The organism is Pseudomonas peradeniyensis (assembly GCF_014268935.2).
Taxonomy (GTDB): domain Bacteria; phylum Pseudomonadota; class Gammaproteobacteria; order Pseudomonadales; family Pseudomonadaceae; genus Aquipseudomonas; species Aquipseudomonas peradeniyensis.
Map to the genome: position 1 here is coordinate 720703 of NZ_JABWRJ020000003.1, position 17010 is coordinate 737712.

Below are 17010 nucleotides of genomic sequence, written 5' to 3' on the forward strand. Positions count from 1 at the left end.
CGGCCGATCTGAAAAATCCTACTATCCAGGAGCACAACGTGCCCGTCGTCTTTGTTGCCGCCTCTAAACTCCCGACTCCCTTTGCGATCTTCACCATGCATGGCTTCCTCGACGAAGCCACCGGCCGCGAGCACGTGGTGCTCAGCCTGGGTGACATCGCGGACGGCGAGCCGGTGCTGGGGCGCCTGCACTCCGAGTGCCTGACCGGCGATGCGCTGTTCAGCCAGCGCTGCGACTGCGGCTCGCAACTCGAAGCCGCGTTGCAGGCCATCGCTCGCGAAGGCCGTGGCGTGCTGCTGTACCTGCGACAGGAAGGCCGTGGCATCGGCCTGCTGAACAAGATCCGCGCCTATGAGTTGCAGGATGGCGGCGCCGACACCGTCGAGGCCAACGAGCGCCTGGGCTTCGCCGCCGACCAGCGCGACTACGCCATGTGCCTGCCGATGCTCGAGCACCTGGGCGTGAAATCGCTGCGCCTGATGACCAACAACCCGCGCAAGGTCAAGGCTTTGACCGACATGAGCATCAAGGTCGCCGAGCGCGTGCCGCTGCACACCGGCCACAATCCGCACAACCGCCTGTACCTGGCCACCAAGGCCGACAAGCTTGGCCACATGATGGGCAACAAGCACCAGGGCGAGGTGCCCCAGGCGTGACCCGTGGCGAGGTGAAGCGACGGCTGGCCCTGGCCTGGTGGCAGTACCTGGCCGTGGGCCTGTTGCCGTTGCCGATAATGGCCTGGGCGTTCGGCGCTGGAGAACCGCTGATCCCGGTGCTGGCCATGCCCTTGTTCATCGCCGGGGCCGCGACCATGTTCCTCAGCCTGCCGCGCTTCGGCGCCTACAAGCGGGCGTTGATCGCCACCGACAAACAGTTGGGCACGGCGGAAGAGCCCGGTGCCTGGATCGAGTTGGCGCGAGTCAGGCGCCTGGCCATGCTGTTCGCCTGCTTCCCGGCCTGGGTCGCGGCGCTGTCGGTGCTGGTCGGGCTGGAGGCGGTGCCGCAGATTCTCCTCGCCCTGTCCACCGTGGTGGTGCTGTACCTCTACCGTATTCCGCGCCAGCTCGGCTGATGCGGGCGTTTCTCGCCTCCCTCGCATTGTTGTGCCTCGGTACCCTGGCCGAGGCCGGACCGCGGGTGGTCAGCCTGGCGCCGTCGATGACCGAGATCGTCCTCGAGCTGGATGCCGGTGACCTGCTGGTGGGCCTGCTGGACGGGGGTGAGCGTCCGCCGAGTCTTCAGGACCTGCCCTCGGTCGGGCGCCATGGCCAGCTGGACATGGAGCGCCTGCTTAGTCTCAAGCCTGACCTGCTGCTGCTCTGGCCCGGTAGCGTTGCGCCGGCCCAGCGCGAACAGCTCAAGCGCCTGGGTATCGCCACGTTCAGCGGCGAGCCCGGCGACCTCGACCAGTTGATCGAGCAGATCCAAGCCATCGCCCGGCGCCTCGGGCGGGATGAGCAGGGCCGCGCCTATGCCGCCGACCTGCGTGAGCGACTGCAGGCGCTGCGGGAGCGCTATCGGCGTGACACGCCGCTGAAGGTGTTCTACCAGGTCTGGGACAAGCCGTTGTACACCCTGGGTGGGCGCCAGGTGGTCAGCGATGCCCTGCGCGTCTGCGGGGCGCGCAATGTGTTCGACGACCTGACCCAGCCCGCGCCACAGGTCAGCGTGGAGTCGGTGCTGCTACGTGATCCCGAGGTGATCCTGGCGGGTGACACGGCGCAGTTGGCCAGCTGGCGTCGCTGGCCGCAGCTGAGCGCCGTGCAGGAGGAAGGCTTGCTGGTGGTGCCGGACAAGGGCCTGGAGCGGCCCAGCGGGCAGATGATCGAGGCCACCGCCCGGCTGTGCGCGCTGCTGGAGGCTAGAGGGTCGGGGTCCAGGTAAGGCTCAGCAGCCAGGTGCGGCCTTCTTCGCGATAGCCGTAGTTAGTCCCCTGATGGTTGTACAGGGTGCGGCTGTAACGCTTGTCCAGCAGGTTGTCGAGCTTCAGGTCGACCTTCAGCTCACGGGTGGCCGCCCAGCCGCCGCGAATACCCAGCAGCCCATAGCCACCGATGGGGACGTTGTTGGTTTCGTCGTTATAGCTGTCGCTGACTGCCTGCCAACTGGCGCCGACATTGAAACGGTCGAATTGCCGATCAATATCCAGGCTCAGGGTACGCCGTGCACGACGAGCGAGTGTGTGGCCGCTTTTCTGGTCGCGCGGGTCGATCAATGCCAATCCCAGCTGCGATTTCCAGCCCCCCCATTGCTGCTCCAGCGCCATCTCGAAGCCATTGATGCGGGCTTGGGCAACGTTGCCCATGTTGTTGGCCTCTACGTCGTAACTGATGGCGTCTCGCAAGTCGGTGCGATAGAGCGAGGTTTCCAGGCGGCTGTTGTCGGTCAGTTGGCTGCGCCATTGCACTTCATAGGACTTCGAGTGCTCCGGCTTGAGGTCAGGGTTGCTGAACCCCGGGTAGTAGAGGTCGTTGAATGTCGGGGCACGGAAGCCCTCGCTGTAGGACAGCAGCAGGTCATTGCGGGCGTTCAACGGCAGCGTCAGGCTGCCGCTCCAGGTGGTCTGGCCGCCGAACTGCTGGTTCTTGTCGTGGCGCACGCCAAGCTCGGTCGAGAAGTGCTCGCCCTGGAACCGGTGCTGGGCGAAGGCTGCACGGTTCCAGCGGCTGTCCTCGTTGAAGTCGGTGCTCGCGTGTACCCGATCCTCGTACCACTCGCCACCCAGCACCAGGCTGTTGTCGTCATTCAGGGTCAGATCGTTCTGCCAGGTGGCCTGGTCGCGGTAGGTGTTGAAGGGTGAGCTCTTGTGCGTGAGCTTGTCGCGGCTGTCGTCGCGGTTCTCGCTGTGGGCCACTTCCAGTCGGGAGTGCCACTGCTCGGCCAGCTGGGCGTCAAGGTAGCTACCCAGGCTGCTGACGGCGAAGTTCGAGTAGGGCATCTGCGGGCTGGCGCCGCGAGGCTCGTCGAACTCACGACGTCCACGGCTGTCCAGCAGGTTCAGGCCCGCCTCGAAACGCTCGTTGAAGGTATGGCTCAGGCTCAGGTTGAGCGAGCGGTTGCGATAGGCGTCATGGTCGCCATCGCTGGCATACGACGGCCCGGTCGAATCGATGCCGGCGGTTTCGTCCAGGCTGGCGCCGAGGTTGAAGCGGGTCGCGCTATCGCCGCCCGACAGCCCCAGGCTGCGTTGCCAGGTCTGATTGCTGCCGGCCGCCAGGCGCAGGCGCGGTTGCAGGCCCGGGTCGCCGCCACGACGGGTGAAGATCTGGATCACCCCGCCAATGGCGTCGCTGCCGTAGATCGCTGAACGCGAGCCGCGCAGCACTTCCACACGTTCGATCTGGTCGACGTCGAGAAACTGCAGGCCACTGTCGCCAGAGGTGGCGTTGGCGATGCGCACGCCGTCGACCAGCACCAGGGTCTGGGCGGCCTTGGTGCCGCGGATGAAGATCCCGGGCAGGCTGCCGCGCCCGCCGGTGGGCGCCACCTGTACGCCGGGGACACGGGCGAGCAGGTCGGTGACGCCGGTCGGCTGCAGGCGGTCGATATCGGCACGGGTGAACACTGTGTTGGCGGCGCTGGTGGCGGTGCGCGACTCGACCTGGCGGCTGGCGCTGATCAGTACGTCGGGAAGCTTCAGGGCGTCGTCGCGGGAGGGTTCGGCGGCCAGGGCGGCGGCGGGGAGGCAGAGCAGGGGGAGGGCGCGGATCTTCATGGGCAAATCCATTGCAATCGCGGGGCAAGCCCGCTCCCACGAGACCAGTCGGGCCTCGTGGGAGCGGGCTTGCCCCGCGATGGGGTTTTACAGGCCGAGCTTGGTCATTCGGGCGGTAACGGCCGCCTGTATGCCTGCCACATCCAGCCCACATTCAGCCAGCATCTGCGCAGGCTTGGCATGCTCGACATAGATGTCCGGCAGGCCCAGGTGCAGCAGCGGCTTGACCACGCCCTCGCGGGCCAGGAACTCGCCAACGGCGGCGCCGGCGCCGCCCATGATGGCGTTCTCCTCGATGGTCACCAGTAACTCATGGCTGGCGGCCATCTCCAGCACCAGCGCCTCGTCCAGCGGCTTGACGAAACGCATGTCGACCACGGTGGCGTCGATCTGCTCGGCCACCTGCAGGGCCTCGCTCAGTTGCACGCCGAACACCAGCAGGGCGACCTTGCCGCCCTGGCGACGGACCACGCCCTTGCCGATCTCCAGCGGCTCGAGGTCGCCGCTGATCGGTGCATTCGGGCCGGTGCCGCGCGGGTAGCGCACGGCGGCCGGGCCCTTGTAGTGGTGGCCGGTGCTGAGCATCTTGCGCAGCTCGTTCTCGTCGCTGGGGGTCATCACCAGCATGCCGGGGATGCAGCGCAGGTAGGACAGGTCATAGGCGCCGGCGTGAGTCGGGCCGTCCTCGCCGACCAGGCCGGCGCGGTCGATGGCGAACAGCACATCGAGGTCCTGCACCGCCACGTCGTGGATCAGCTGGTCATAGGCGCGCTGCAGGAAGGTGGAGTAGATCGCCACCACCGGCTTGGCGCCCTCGCAGGCCATGCCTGCGGCAAAGGTCACCGCGTGCTGTTCTGCGATGGCGACGTCGAAGTAGCGCTCGGGGTAGCGTTCGCTGAAATCGATCAGGTCCGAGCCTTCCTTCATTGCCGGAGTGATGCCCACCAGGCGGTTGTCGGCGGCGGCCATGTCGCACAGCCACTGGCCGAACACCGAGGCGTACTTTGGCCCGCTGGCTTTTTTCGGCGCGACCGGCTTGTCGGCCGGCTCCAGCTTGGTGATCGCGTGGTAGCCGATCGGGTCGACCTCGGCCGGGGCGAAGCCCTTGCCCTTCTTGGTGACCACGTGCAGGAACTGCGGGCCCTTGAGGTCGCGCATGTTGCGCAGGGTGGCGATCAGGGTCGGCAGGTCGTGGCCATCGATCGGGCCGATGTAGTTCCAGCCCAGTTCCTCGAACAGGGTGCCGGGCACCAGCATGCCCTTGGCGTACTCTTCGGTGCGGCGGGCGATCTCCCAGGCCCCGGGCAGGCGCGACAGCACTTTCTTGCTGCCTTCGCGCATGCTGGCGTAGGTGCGGCTGGAGAGGATCTTGGCCAGGTAGTTGGACAGGCCGCCGACATTGCGCGAGATCGACATGTCGTTGTCGTTGAGGATGACCAGCATGTTGGCATCCACTTCCTGCGCGTGGTTCAGCGCCTCGAAGGCCATGCCGGCGGTCAGCGCGCCGTCGCCGATCACGGCGATCGACTTGCGCGGATCGTTCTGCAGGCGTGCGGCGATGGCCATGCCCAGCGCGGCGCTGATCGAGGTGCTGGAATGGCCGACGCCGAAGGTGTCGTACTCGCTCTCGCTGCGGCGCGGGAAGGCGGCGATGCCGTCCTTCTGGCGCAGGCTGAGCATGCGCTCGCGGCGGCCGGTGAGGATCTTGTGCGGGTAGGCCTGGTGGCCGACGTCCCACACCAGCCGGTCATCCGGGGTGTCGAAGACGTAGTGCAGGGCGATCGTCAGCTCGATGACGCCCAGGCCCGCACCAAAATGCCCACCGGTCTGCCCCACGGTATAGAGCAGGTCCTGGCGCAGCTCGTCGGCCAGGGTCTCCAGGTCGGCTTCGGCCAGCCGGCGCAGGCCGGCGGGCGTGTCGGCGCGGTCCAGCAATGGCGTGACCGGGCGTTCGCGGGGGATCTCTTGAAACGTCGTGGGCATCAGGCGTGTCGTTATAGGTGTGAAGACGCGGCAGTTTACCCCATTGTAGGAAAAGCTGCCCATTCGGACGGGTGTATGAGGACCGCCAGTGCGGCAGAGATCCTGTAGGAGCGGCCTTGAACTGGCCTAATGATCCCGGACACCTCTTAAGGGCGATATGATTCGCCCATTCAGGAGGTTCCATGCAAGAGCGAAAGACCTATACCCGCGAGTTCAAGCAACGTGCTGCCAGCATGGTTCTTGACGACAACTGTTCGGTTCCCGACGTCTGCGCATCGATGGACGTCGGTCCAACGGCTCTGCGCCGGTGGGTGGATCAGGTTCGTAAAGAACGCCAGAAAGGACAGCCAGTGCCAGGCACCAAGGCGATTAGTGACGAACAGCGGGAGCTCCAGCAGTTACGCGCCAAGATCAAACGCTTGGAGACCGAGGCCGAAATATTAAAAAAGGCTACCGCTCTCTTGATGTCGGATCCCGGTCGTTTTTCCTGATCGAGGAGCTGAGAGAGTCAGGCTCGTATCCGACCAGCCAGCTTTGCAGTGTTCTGGGCGTTTCCCGTAGCGCGTTTTACGACTGGCTCCATCGCCGCTCAGTACCGGATACCGAGCGCGATGCGCTCAGGGAAAAGGTTGTGCAACTGCATGCTGAAAGCAGAGAAAGTGCCGGTGCAAGAATGATCTCTCAGTACTTGAAGGCCCAGCAACTCAAAGTGGGAAGGTATCTGGCTGGAAGACTTATGGCGGAGGCAAACCTGACCAGCAGGCAGCGCCGTCGCCACCAATATCGCTCTAAAGGTGTTGAGGCATTTGTGGCCAAGAATGTCCTTGAACGTAATTTCCGGCCAGCAGCAGTCAATCAGGTTTGGTGCGGCGACGTTACCAGCCTGATGGTCGGAAAGCGCTGGTATCACTTGGCTGTGGTCATTGACCTGTTCGCCCGCCGGGTCGTTGGCTGGGCATTTTCTCTGATCAATGACGCCAACCTGGTCGCCAAAGCACTGAGAATGGCTGTGGAAGTACGAGGCAAGCATACGGGCTTGATGTTTCATTCGGATCAAGGTTGCCAATACACGAGCCAGCGCTTCCAATCCGAACTGCTTGAGCATGGCATAACCCAAAGCATGAGTCGTAGAGGCCAATGCTGGGACAACGCACCGACAGAGCGCTTGTTCGGCACGCTCAAGTCAGAGTGGGTGCCCACTAAGGGCTACACAGAGATCGAAGAAGCCAGACAGGATATGACCAGCTTCTTCATGCGTTACAACCGAGTCAGGCTCCACAGCTACAACAACTACCTGTCGCCAATAGCCATGGAGCAGCAGGCGGCTTGATCACCGTAATCGGTGTCCGGAAAAACTTGACCAGAACACCTTGTGTCGCGATAGGGGTGCGCAGCAGCCCCAGGATTTCAGCGTTGACGCAAAGATTGCCGGGGCCGCTGTGCGGCCCTTTCCGACCGGTCCGACGCCTCGGCAAGGCCGCTCCTACAGGGGGGATGTGTCAGGCCTTAGTGGCGGCGCTCGACGATGTAGCGGGCCAGCGCCCGCAACGGCTCGGCGTTATCGCCAAAGCCTTGCAGCGCGGCCAGCGCCTGGTCGCGCAGCTCCAGGGCGTAGGCCTTGGCCGCTTCCAGCCCGAGCAGAGCCGGGTAGGTCGGCTTGTCGCGGGCGATGTCGGCGCCCTGGCGCTTGCCCAGGGTGGCGGTGTCGCTCTCCACGTCGAGGATGTCGTCCTGCACCTGGAACGCCAGGCCGATGGCCTGTGCATAAGTCTGCAGGGCATCGAGCTGGGCCTGATCGGCGCGGGCGCTGGCCAGGGCGCCAAGGCGCACGCTGGCTTCGATCAGCGCGCCGGTCTTGTGCCGGTGCATGTATTCCAAGGCTTGCTGGTCGAGCTTGACGCCCACCGAGCCCAGGTCGATGGCTTGGCCGCCGACCATGCCGGCGGGGCCGGCGGCCTTGGCCAGGGCCTGGACCATCTGCAGGCGGATGGCGTCAGCCTGCGGGCTCAGGCGCGGGTCGAGCAGGGCGCTGAAGGCCATGCTCTGCAGGCCGTCGCCGGCGAGGATGGCGCAGGCTTCGTCGAACGCCTTGTGGGTGGTGGGCTGGCCGCGACGCAGGTCGTCGTCGTCCATCGCCGGCAAGTCGTCATGCACCAGCGAGTAGGCGTGGATCAGTTCCACCGCGCAGGCCGCGCCGTTGGCATGCTCGGCAGGCACACCGAAGGCTTCGCAGGCGGCATAGGCCAGCAGCGGGCGCACGCGCTTGCCGCCGTTCATCACGCTGTAGCGCATGGCGGCATAGAGGCGTTCGAGCTCCTTGGAGGGCGCCTGGAACAGCGGTTCGAGGGCGGCGTCGACCCGTGCCTGGGCGCTCTGCTGGTACTGGGCGATCATGCCTCGGGCTCCGCGTCGAACGGCTGGGCGGCCAGTTCGCCGTCACGCTCCAGCAGGATCTGCACCTTCTGCTCGGCCTGGGCCAGGGCACCCTGGCAGTCGCGGGTCAGGGCGATGCCCTGCTCGAAGGCGGCCAGCGACTCTTCCAGCGACAGTTCGCCGTTCTCCAGGCGTTCGACCAGGGCTTGCAGGTCGGCGAGGGATTGTTCGAAATCGATGGAGGTTTTTTTGCGGGCCATGGCGACTGTCTCGGTGGCATTCAGAACGGCGCGACACTAGCAGAGCGGGGCAGGGGGAGCAAATTGCATGGGCCTATCGTTCGTCGCATTTTGTTGCACTTGTTCGGTGTGAGCCATCTTGCAATCCGCGATGCAATCGAATTGTGGGGGTGACGGCCCTCTGCCATAATCCGCGCGCTCTGGCCTGCGGGTCAGGGACCTTTCTTCCCGACGTCATGTAATGGACTACGTTGTGAGCTTCCTCTCGATCGAATTCGGCCTCTGTTTCACGCTGTTCTTCATTCTTTATTGGAGCCTCTGCTGGAGCGTGCGGTTGCAGAACCTGCTGCTCCTGACCGCCAGCTACGGCCTGGTGGCGAGCTTCAGCCTGCAGTCGCTGTATATCCTGCTGGGCTACAGTGCGCTGGTGTACCTGCTCGGCCTGCTGGCGGGGCGCTATCCCGGGCGCTGGTTCAGTCGCGTGCTGCTGCTGACCCTGGTGTTGGGCTGCTTCTACCTGTTCAAGTACCAGGAGTTCTTCGTCGGCGGCGCCCAGGGTGCCCTGGCGGCGGCCGGGTTCGAGGTGTCGCTGCCGCTGCTGGAAGTGCTGGTGCCGATCGGGTTGTCGTTCTACACCTTCCATTCGGTCAGCTACCTGGTGTCGATCAACCGCCGCGAGCTGGCGCCAGCGGCGCCGCTGGACCTGGCCCTGTACCTGGCGTTCTTCCCCAGCCTGGTGGCCGGGCCGGTCAACCGCGCCCTGCACATGCTGCCGCAGATCCGCCCGCCGGCCATGCGCCAGGTGCTGGAGCCGCAGCGTGCGCTCGGGCTGATCGCCATGGCGGTGGTCAAGCTGTTCTTCCTCAGCGCCTGGCTGGGCAGCGAGTGGGTCGACCCGGTGTTCGACACTCCGGGCAGCGCCAGCCCCGAGCAGGTGCTGCTGAGCGTCTACGGCTACAGCCTGCTGATCTACTTCAACTTCAGCGGCTACACCAACCTGGTCACCGGCATCGCCCTGTTGCTGGGCTTCCGTCTGCCGGACAACTTCGACGCGCCGTATGCCGCGCACAACCTCAAGGAATTCTGGGGGCGCTGGCACATCAGCCTGTCGCGCTTCATCCGCGACTACGTGTACATCCCGCTGGGCGGCAACCGCAAGGGCGTATGGCGCGGCAACCTGAACATGCTGCTGGCGATGCTGGTGTCCGGCCTGTGGCACGGGGCGAGCGTGAACTTCATCATCTGGGGCGCCCTGCATGGCGTCGGCCTGGCCATTTCCAAGCTGTTCAGCCAGTGGTTTCCGGGCTTCGCCCGGCTGCCGGGCTGCGGCCTGCTGGCGCGCCTGATGACCTTCCATTACGTGGCCTTCGCCTGGATCTTCTTCCGCAGCCCGACGCTGGACGGCGCGCTGGAGATGCTCGGCGACATCGGCCAGTTGAGCCTGGCGGGGCTGAACAGCGCCACGGGCTTGATGCTGCTGGCCTGCGTGCTGTTCGTGGCCAGTTATCCACAGTGGCTGGTGCTGTTGCGCCAGAGTGGCGCGCTGTTCCAGCGCCTGCCGTGGCAGCTGTACCCGATCCCGCTCGGGGTCGGTGTGTCGCTGGTGATTTTCGCTTCGCAGTCGGGCGTGCCGGGGTTCATCTATGCAAGCTTCTGATAGCAAACAGCTGTTCCAGGTGCAGATGGGCGCCGCCCGTGGCTTGTATGCGATCGTGGTCACCACCGCGTTGCTGTTCTGGCTGAACCAGGACTCGATCAAGCTCTACTGCCAGCAGAAGTACCACCAGAGCTGCGAGATACCGCTGCTGGGCCAGATGCCGGCCTGGCGCATGGGGGCGCAGTTGACGGCGATGCTGGAGGCGCAACGCGATGGCCTGCTCGAGCAGTTGCTGCCCGCGCCGCAACTGGCCGAGGGGCCGGCGGTCGAGGTTTTGCCTGCACCGTTGCCGGTGGTCACGGTCGATCTTGAAACCCCGGCGGCCGTGGCCAAGCCGTTGCCACCGGTGTCGACGCCTGCGCATGTGCAGCCGACGCCTGCGCCGGTTCATGCGCCAGCCCCCGTCGTAGTCGCCCAGCCTGCGCCGCCCGCGTCTGCACCCGCATTGCTGCAGCCGGGCACCGTGGCTTCGCTGGCCGCTGGCGACGACGTGTTCCTGGTCGGCGACTCGCTGATGCAGGGCGTGGCGCCGCACCTGGCCAACAGCCTGCGCAAGCGCTACCAGATCCGTACCGTCAATCTCAGCAAGCAGAGCACCGGCCTTGCCTACCCGGGCTTCTTCAACTGGCCGAAGACCGTGGCCGACACCCTCGACCATGAACCGAACGTGCGCCTGATGGTGGTGTTCCTCGGCCCCAACGACCCCTGGGACATGCCCCAGGGCAAGGGCAAGCCGTTCCTGCGCTTCAAGTCGCCGGAGTGGGAGGTCGCCTATCGCGCCCGTATCGATTCGATTCTCGAGCAGGCCCGCACGCACAACGTGCAGGTGATCTGGGTAGGGCCGCCGAACATGGAGAAGGCGCGACTGTCCACGGCCATGGGTTACCTCAGCGGGCTCTACCAGGAGCAGACCGCGCTGTTCGGCCAGCACTACGTCTCGGCCAACCCGATCCTCGGCTACACCGACGCCAACTTCTCGTATGCGGTGCAGACACCGCAGGGCAAGCGGGTCAAGGTGCGGGTCGACGACGGCATTCATTTCACCATCACAGGCCAGAAGATGATCGCCGAACAGGTTCTGTCGCTGATCAGCTTCCCGGGCCTGACCGTTACAGGACATTGAGATGCGCCAATGGCATCACCTGCTGGGCCTGGCCCTGCTGATCAGCGCCGCGCCGGGTTGCAGTACCGGCGCCAACAGCGTGAGCGCCCAGCCCACGGCAGGGCCCGCCGCCGCGCCAGCCGCCCGCCAGGATGGCAACCTCGCCTTGCTCGCCGGCAAGCTGCGCAACGCCGGCCGGGCGCCGGTTGCCATCGTCCAGCTGGGTGACTCGCACACCGCCGCCGACCTGTTCAGCGGCGAGCTGCGCAAGCTGTTGCAGGCGCGCTACGGCGACGGCGGCATCGGCCTGGTGCCGGCCTCGCCGGTGCCGGGTATCCGCAACGACCGGGTGATCATCAAGAGCGAGAAGCGCCAGTGGGAGCTGGTGTCGGCGCGTAACCAGCAGAGCCAGCAGTTCCCGCTGGGGGGCTATCTGTCGCTGCCATTGGCCAACCGCGCCAGTGTGGGGCTGCAGGCGCGGGACGAGGACCGCCAGCGCTACAAGGTCTCGGCGCTGTACCAGTCGAGCGCCAGCGCCAGCCTCTTCGTCAATGGCGGCCAACGCCGCGTGCTGCCGGCCAGCAATGGCCAGTGGCGCTTCAGCCCGGCCTACGCCAATGTCGGCCTGCCGGTGCAGTTGAGTGTCGAGGGTGGCCGGGGTGTCGCTTTGGGGGGCTGGTACATCCAGGGGCAGAAGAATGCCGGGGTGACCTACTCGGCGCTGGGCATCAACGGTGCGCGTCTGGATGTGGTGGACAAATGGCAGGCGGGGTGGCGCGACAGCCTCAAGGCCGTGCGGCCTGACCTGGTGATCCTGGCCTACGGTACCAACGAAGCGTTCGACGACAAGCTCGACCTGGCGCTGTACCAGACGCAACTGGACGCGACCCTCACGAGCCTGCGCAAGGACCTGCCACAGGCGGCGATCCTGCTGGTCGGGCCGCCGGACTCGATCAAGCAGCGCAAGGCGCGCAGCTGTGCGGCGCGCCAGCCACAACCGCTGGCCTCGGTGATCCGTATCCAGAAGCAGATGGCGCACAAACACAAGGCGCTGTTCTGGGATTGGCAGGGCTTCATGGGCGGGCCGTGCTCGATCGCCGGCTGGCAGGCGGGTGGGCTGGCGCGGCCGGATCTGGTGCACCTGACGGCTGATGGCTATCGCAAGAGTGCGGCGGGGTTGTATGAGTTTCTGAAGGGGCCGTTGGGGTTGCGTTGAGGCCTGGCCTCATCGCGGGGCAAGCCCGCTCCCACGGTGATTGGGGCGGGCTTGCTCAGGTATCAGGCCGGCTCGGCCTGCAGCTCGACCATCGCCTCGCGATAGCGCGCCAGTTCCTCGATGGTCAGTACCGGCAGGTTGTACTGCCGCGCATACACCGCCACCTGCTCGCCGCGGGCCATGCTGCCGTCGGGGTTCATCAGTTCGCACAGCACCGCCGCCGGGCGCAGGCCGGCCAGGCGGGCCAGGTCCACCGAGCCTTCGGTGTGGCCGCGACGGGTCAGCACGCCGCCATCGCGAGCGCGTAGCGGGAACACATGACCCGGGCTGACGATATGACGTTCCTGGGCGGTCGAGCGCAGCGCGGCTTCGATGGTGGTGATGCGGTCCTGCGCCGACACGCCGGTGCTGACCCCTTCGGCGGCCTCGATGGTGACGGTGAAGCCGGTGCCATGGCGGGCCTGGTTGTTCTGCACCATCGGCGCCAGTTGCAGGGCATCGACGGTGGCTTCGTCCAGGCACAGGCAGACGATGCCGCTGCAATCGCGGATCATCATGGCCATGGTCTGCAGCGAAAGGTTCTCGGCGGCGGCGACGATGTCGGCTTCGTCCTCGCGGTCGTCGTCGTCGAGCAGCAGCACGGGGCGCCCGGCCTGGAAGGCGGCGATGGCGGCGCTGACATTGGGGAATTGCTTGTGGTGCATGGTGGACATGAAACGCTCCTCGTGAATGATCGATGAACGTCTCGGGGCGAACAAAATGCGCGCGCAGGGGCGCCCGGACGGCCCCTGCCAAACGCCTTCTTTCATCCGGACTATGACCGTCGGCCCTGGAATCTCACCAGGTCTGCTGACCCCCGGCATGGCCGGGGCGCTCGCGGGCTCATCTTTCGATTTACCGCCGGTGGGGACTTTCACCCCGCCCTGAAGACCGGCCAAGCATACAGCACTGTGCCAGCGGGCTGGCAAGCCCTACGACTTTAGTTGCTGCCAGTCCAGCCCGAAGCGCGCCAGGTACTTGCGCAGGCGGTCGGCGTCGTTGGGGTTGGCTTTCTCCTGGCGCGATACCGCGAACAGCTGACGCCCGGCTTCTGACAGGCTCGGCGCGCGGCGACAGACATCGATGACCGCCTGCAACTGCACCTGGTCGAACAGGTCGAGTGCGCGGTCGGCGAAAAGTGGCTCGCTGGCCGACTCCAGGCCCCATGCATAGCGCAGCCGGGCAATCTCTTCCTCGACCATTTCCTCATCGATACGCCCGCTGTCGGCCAGTGTCGCCATGCGCGTGATCGACGCCGACAGCTCGCGGAAGTTGCCGGCCCAGCGGGCCTCGCCGGCATGGGCGAAGGCCAGGTAGCGGCGCTTGGCCTCGAGGTTGAAGCGCACCTGGCGCCCTTGTTCGCGGGCATGGCGCTGCAGCTCGAAATCGAGGTTCGGCTCGATGTCCTCGCGGCGTGCGGCCAGGCCCGGGAGGGCGAAGGTCCACAGGTTGATGCGGGCGAACAGGTCCTCGCGGAACGAGCCGTCGGCGACCTTGGCGCGCAGGTCGCGGTGGGTGCCGGCGATCAGCTGGAAGTCGCTTTCCACTTCGCGGTCCGCGCCCAGCGGGAAGAAGCGTTTTTCCTCGATGGCCTTGAGCAGCATGGCCTGTTCGTCGGCGCCCAGTTCACCGATCTCGTCGAGGAACAGCATGCCGCCGTCGGCGGCGCGCAGCAGGCCGTCGCGGGCGTTCTGGGCGCCGGTGAAGGCGCCCTTGGCGTGGCCGAACAGGGTCGACATGGCGCCGTCGCCGCGCAGGGTGGCGCAGTTCACTTCGATGAAGCGACCGCCCAACTGATGGCGCCCGCGTTTGAGCTCATGGACGCGGCGGGCCAGGAACGACTTGCCGGCGCCGGTCGGGCCGACCAGCAGCATGGGGGCCTTCGAGCGCAGGGCGACCCGCTCGATCTGTTCGATGGTGCGGTTGAAATCCGGGTTGCGCGTGGCGATGCCGGACTTGAGCAGCGACTGTCCCTCGACCTGCTCGCGGCGAAAGCGCGAGGCGATCGGGTCGTAGCGCGACAGGTCGAGGTCGATCAGGGTGGCGATGCCGGCCGGGTCGCTGTTTTCGTCCTGCTTGCGCGAGGGCGAGGTCTGCACCAGGCGTGCCGGCAGGTAGCGCGCCTCGGTGAGCAGGAACCAGCAGATCTGCGCAACGTGGGTGCCGGTGGTGATGTGCACCAGGTAGTCCTCGTGCTCGGTGTCGAAGCTGTAGCCGCTGGCGAAGTCGTGCAGGGCGCCATAGACCTCCTCGAAGTCCCACGGGTTGCGCAGCGCCAGCGGGTGCAGGCGCACCTCGGTGCCGGGCGAGACCTGCTGGATGTCGCCGCGGATACGGTCGGCCAGGCTCTGGTCGCGCGCGCTGGGGCCGTGGATCAGTTCCAGGCGGTCCAGGGGCAGGTCGGCTTGCTGGCACAGGCCGATGGTCGGCCGCCAGCGGTTCCAGCGTGCGGCGCCCTTGCCGTTGCGGTCGAGGGTGGTGCCGAGGAAGCCGATGGCGACGAGTGGCTTGCTCATCCTTGATTATCCTTGAAGATAAATTGGTATCTGATGGTATACGAAAAACTGAATGCCCATGTGTCATTCGAACTGTGCGCGAATTAATCAGACAAAAATAAATCTATATAAAACAATTAGTTAGATAATTTTATCAGTGCCGAATGAAAACCTGGCACGCCGCTCGCAATAACCCTCTCGACCGCATCGCCAGGCAGGCCCTCGGGACAGGGGAACCCCCCGCCGGTGCACGTACCCACCTTCAGGTGTCGGTGTCGTGCATGCCGCCGCCGCAACGACCGGTCATTGCTGCGCTGGGCCCCTGGAAAGGCCGGCGCAGACGCTCGCCGGGCAAAGCCCCGGCACTACCCTCCTAAGGTAGCTGTAACCGCAACACCCGCCGGTGGGGCACAGGCAACGCAAGCAGGGCCAGGACGGCCCGTCACTGCGAAGGACGCCTGGCCCACCGCTGGCCCACCCGGCTCGCCGGCCGGGCCTGGCGCAACGATGGTGGCCGCTGGAGCAATGCTCCCGGCCCCGGACTCCGCCAGGCTTCGCTCGCGACGCCCGCTGGGTTGGCGACCACCGGCAACCAAGGACATTGAACAAAGGATGAGCAAGATGAACATGTTGAAGCGCTTTGTAGTGAAGAAGAACGAACACGGCCTGTTGCTGAACGATGGCGATTTCGAGGCGATCCTCGAGCCGGGCCAGTACAAGCGTTTCGATTGGCAGGGGCGGTTGACGCTGAAGACCTGCCCCCAGGATTCCCCGCTGCACGACTATCCCCTCGAGCGCTATCTGCGCCAACATGAGCCGGCGTTGGTCGAGCAGTATTTCCTTACCCTGGACATGGCCGATAACGAAGTGGGCCTGCGTTTCGAGGATGGCCAGTTGAAGGAGCTGCTGGCAGCGGACAGCCGCCGCCTGCAATGGAAAGGCCAGACCCGGCAGAGCCTGACGCGGATCAACCTGGCCCAGGGGCGGCGCCTGGACGCCGAACTGCTGGCACGCCTGAACAAACCGGGAATCGCCGGCATGGACAACGTGCTGCTGGTGACGGTGCCGACCTTCAGTGTCGGTGTGCTGCGCATCGACGGTGTCGTGGTCGACCTGCTGCAGGCCGGGCAGCACGGTTTCTGGCGCTGTGGCGCCCAGGTGGTGGTGGACACGGTGGACACGCGTCGTCCGGTTTCGGACGTCAACGTACGGGAGTTGCTCGCCCGGGGCATGGACCAGCACCTGGTATGCATGGACCTGAGCGAGCATGAGGTCGGGCTGCGCTTCGAGGACGGCAAGCTGGTCGAAGTGCTGCCGCCGGACAGCCGCCGCGCCTACTGGAAAGACCAGGCCAGGCACGAGCTGCAGCGTCTCGACCTGACCCACGGCCAGTGCCTGGACGCCGAGTTGGTGACCCGCCTGAACCGTCCGGGTATCGCCGGCATGGACCATGTGCTGCTGGCGCTGGTGCCGGCCTTCCATGTCGGCGTGCTGAAGATCGACGGCGTGGTGGCCGGGCTGCTCGAGCCCGGGCAGCATGGCTACTGGCGCTGCGGCAGCCAGGTGGCGGTGGAGATGGTCGACACCCGCCTGCAGGCACTGGAGGTGAGCGGCCAGGAGATTCTCACCCGCGACAAGGTCAACCTGCGCCTGAGCCTGGTGGCCAACTGGCGTTATACCGACGTGCTCGGTGCCCATGGGCAGATGAGCAAGCCGGTCGAGCACCTGTACCGTGAGCTGCAGTTCGGCTTGCGTGCTGCAGTGGGCACCCGGACCCTCGATGAGTTGCTGGAGAACAAGCAACTGATCGATGACAGCGTCACCGAGCACCTGCAGGCGCAGTTGCCGGGCAGTGGCCTGGAGGTGGGCAGCCTCGGGCTGCGCGACATCATCCTGCCGGGCGAAATGAAGACTTTGCTGGCGCAGGTGGTGGAGGCGGAAAAGGCCGCCCAGGCCAACGTGATCCGGCGCCGTGAGGAAACCCAGGCGACCCGTTCGCTGCTCAACACCGCCAAGGTGATGGAAGGCAACCCGACGGCCCTGCGCCTGAAGGAGCTGGAAACCCTGGAGCGGGTGGCCGAGCGCATCGACCGGATTTCGGTGTTCGGTGGCCTGGATCAGGTATTGAATGGAATGGTCAGCCTCAAGGCGGGTTGACCCTTTGCGACACGACGTAGCGCAACAAGGAACA

14 protein-coding genes, 1 pseudogene and 1 riboswitch are annotated in these 17010 nt (G+C 65.8%); of the genes and pseudogenes, 9 read left to right on the top strand and 6 right to left on the bottom strand.

Features of this window, described 5'->3' with window-relative positions:
* Positions 1-38 precede the first annotated feature (38 nt).
* The 3 genes from ribA to HU751_RS18245 are packed head-to-tail and all read left to right on the top strand — an operon-like array spanning position 39 to position 1884.
* Positions 39-656 (top strand): GTP cyclohydrolase II, encoded by a 618-nt coding sequence (gene ribA, locus HU751_RS18235; protein ID WP_011531972.1) that lies wholly within the window; start codon positions 39-41, stop codon positions 654-656.
* Positions 653-1072 (top strand): MFS transporter, encoded by a 420-nt coding sequence (locus HU751_RS18240; RefSeq protein WP_186734260.1) that lies wholly within the window; start codon positions 653-655, stop codon positions 1070-1072. The genes ribA and HU751_RS18240 overlap by 4 nt, the downstream gene beginning before the upstream one ends.
* On the top strand, positions 1072-1884 hold the full coding sequence (locus tag HU751_RS18245) for a cobalamin-binding protein (RefSeq protein WP_186734261.1): 813 nt from the start codon (positions 1072-1074) through the stop codon (positions 1882-1884). The genes HU751_RS18240 and HU751_RS18245 overlap by 1 nt, the downstream gene beginning before the upstream one ends.
* Here the strand turns inward: HU751_RS18245 and HU751_RS18250 are convergent.
* Both HU751_RS18250 and dxs read right to left on the bottom strand, forming a co-directional pair.
* Entirely contained in the window at positions 1862-3727 is a 1866-nt protein-coding gene (locus HU751_RS18250; protein WP_186734262.1) for a TonB-dependent receptor domain-containing protein, read from the bottom strand. The genes HU751_RS18245 and HU751_RS18250 overlap by 23 nt on opposite strands.
* Before the next feature lie 75 nt (positions 3728-3802).
* Positions 3803-5698, bottom strand: a complete 1896-nt coding sequence (gene dxs, locus HU751_RS18255; protein WP_186735962.1) for a 1-deoxy-D-xylulose-5-phosphate synthase — start codon at positions 5696-5698, stop codon at positions 3803-3805.
* A 182-nt stretch (positions 5699-5880) separates the two neighbouring features.
* On the opposite strand from dxs, the gene HU751_RS26850 reads away from it, so the two are divergent.
* Both HU751_RS26850 and HU751_RS18260 read left to right on the top strand, forming a co-directional pair.
* Positions 5881-6189, top strand: a complete 309-nt coding sequence (locus tag HU751_RS26850) for a transposase (protein ID WP_062574409.1) — start codon at positions 5881-5883, stop codon at positions 6187-6189.
* Between the two features lie 8 nt (positions 6190-6197).
* On the top strand, positions 6198-7028 hold the full coding sequence (locus tag HU751_RS18260) for an IS3 family transposase (protein ID WP_264082599.1): 831 nt from the start codon (positions 6198-6200) through the stop codon (positions 7026-7028).
* A 176-nt stretch (positions 7029-7204) separates the two neighbouring features.
* Here the strand turns inward: HU751_RS18260 and ispA are convergent, their stop codons facing one another.
* Together ispA and HU751_RS18270 are read right to left on the bottom strand one after the other, a co-directional pair.
* Complete coding sequence (gene ispA, locus HU751_RS18265) at positions 7205-8092, bottom strand: (2E,6E)-farnesyl diphosphate synthase (RefSeq protein ID WP_186734513.1); 888 nt, start codon at positions 8090-8092, stop codon at positions 7205-7207.
* Positions 8089-8331, bottom strand: coding sequence for an exodeoxyribonuclease VII small subunit (locus HU751_RS18270; RefSeq protein ID WP_028690287.1), 243 nt, complete (start codon positions 8329-8331; stop codon positions 8089-8091). The genes ispA and HU751_RS18270 overlap by 4 nt, the downstream gene beginning before the upstream one ends.
* A 220-nt stretch (positions 8332-8551) precedes the next feature.
* On the opposite strand from HU751_RS18270, the gene HU751_RS18275 reads away from it, so the two are divergent.
* From HU751_RS18275 to HU751_RS18285, 3 genes are read left to right on the top strand one after another with little or no spacing between them, the layout of a single operon-like run.
* The gene (locus HU751_RS18275) at positions 8552-9967 is read left to right on the top strand and encodes an MBOAT family O-acyltransferase (protein ID WP_186734512.1); all 1416 of its coding nucleotides are present in this window, start codon (positions 8552-8554) and stop codon (positions 9965-9967) included.
* Entirely contained in the window at positions 9954-11090 is a 1137-nt protein-coding gene (locus tag HU751_RS18280; protein WP_225933331.1) for an SGNH/GDSL hydrolase family protein, read from the top strand. The genes HU751_RS18275 and HU751_RS18280 overlap by 14 nt, the downstream gene beginning before the upstream one ends.
* 1 nt (position 11091) lies before the next feature.
* A complete protein-coding gene (locus tag HU751_RS18285) occupies positions 11092-12285 on the top strand; it encodes an SGNH/GDSL hydrolase family protein (RefSeq protein ID WP_186734511.1) in 1194 nt (397 codons plus the stop codon).
* Between the two features lie 62 nt (positions 12286-12347).
* Here HU751_RS18285 and ribB read toward each other — a convergent pair whose 3' ends face one another.
* Together ribB and rtcR are read right to left on the bottom strand one after the other, a co-directional pair.
* Complete coding sequence (ribB, locus tag HU751_RS18290) at positions 12348-12998, bottom strand: 3,4-dihydroxy-2-butanone-4-phosphate synthase (RefSeq protein WP_088851632.1); 651 nt, start codon at positions 12996-12998, stop codon at positions 12348-12350.
* Positions 12999-13078: 80 nt separating this feature from the next.
* A riboswitch (FMN riboswitch) is annotated at positions 13079-13220 on the bottom strand.
* A gap of 36 nt (positions 13221-13256) precedes the next feature.
* A complete protein-coding gene (gene rtcR, locus HU751_RS18295) occupies positions 13257-14840 on the bottom strand; it encodes an RNA repair transcriptional activator RtcR (RefSeq protein WP_186734510.1) in 1584 nt (527 codons plus the stop codon).
* A gap of 1227 nt (positions 14841-16067) precedes the next feature.
* Here rtcR and HU751_RS18300 point away from each other — a divergent pair.
* Positions 16068-16976, top strand: a pseudogene (locus HU751_RS18300) (slipin family protein); the annotation flags it as partial.
* Positions 16977-17010 lie beyond the last annotated feature (34 nt).

Bases quoted from the DNA above. Each gene is read 5' to 3' on its own strand.
- rtcR (WP_186734510.1), bottom strand. From the start codon at position 14,840: ATGAGCAAGCCACTCGTCGCCATCGGCTTCCTCGGCACCACCCTCGAC.
- HU751_RS18280 (WP_225933331.1), top strand. From the start codon at position 9,954: ATGCAAGCTTCTGATAGCAAACAGCTGTTCCAGGTGCAGATGGGCGCC.
- ribB (WP_088851632.1), bottom strand. From the start codon at position 12,998: ATGTCCACCATGCACCACAAGCAATTCCCCAATGTCAGCGCCGCCATC.
- HU751_RS18285 (WP_186734511.1), top strand. From the start codon at position 11,092: ATGCGCCAATGGCATCACCTGCTGGGCCTGGCCCTGCTGATCAGCGCC.
- HU751_RS18275 (WP_186734512.1), top strand. From the start codon at position 8,552: ATGGACTACGTTGTGAGCTTCCTCTCGATCGAATTCGGCCTCTGTTTC.
- HU751_RS18270 (WP_028690287.1), bottom strand. From the start codon at position 8,331: ATGGCCCGCAAAAAAACCTCCATCGATTTCGAACAATCCCTCGCCGAC.
- HU751_RS18250 (WP_186734262.1), bottom strand. From the start codon at position 3,727: ATGGATTTGCCCATGAAGATCCGCGCCCTCCCCCTGCTCTGCCTCCCC.
- ispA (WP_186734513.1), bottom strand. From the start codon at position 8,092: ATGATCGCCCAGTACCAGCAGAGCGCCCAGGCACGGGTCGACGCCGCC.
- HU751_RS18245 (WP_186734261.1), top strand. From the start codon at position 1,072: ATGCGGGCGTTTCTCGCCTCCCTCGCATTGTTGTGCCTCGGTACCCTG.
- dxs (WP_186735962.1), bottom strand. From the start codon at position 5,698: ATGCCCACGACGTTTCAAGAGATCCCCCGCGAACGCCCGGTCACGCCA.
- HU751_RS26850 (WP_062574409.1), top strand. From the start codon at position 5,881: ATGCAAGAGCGAAAGACCTATACCCGCGAGTTCAAGCAACGTGCTGCC.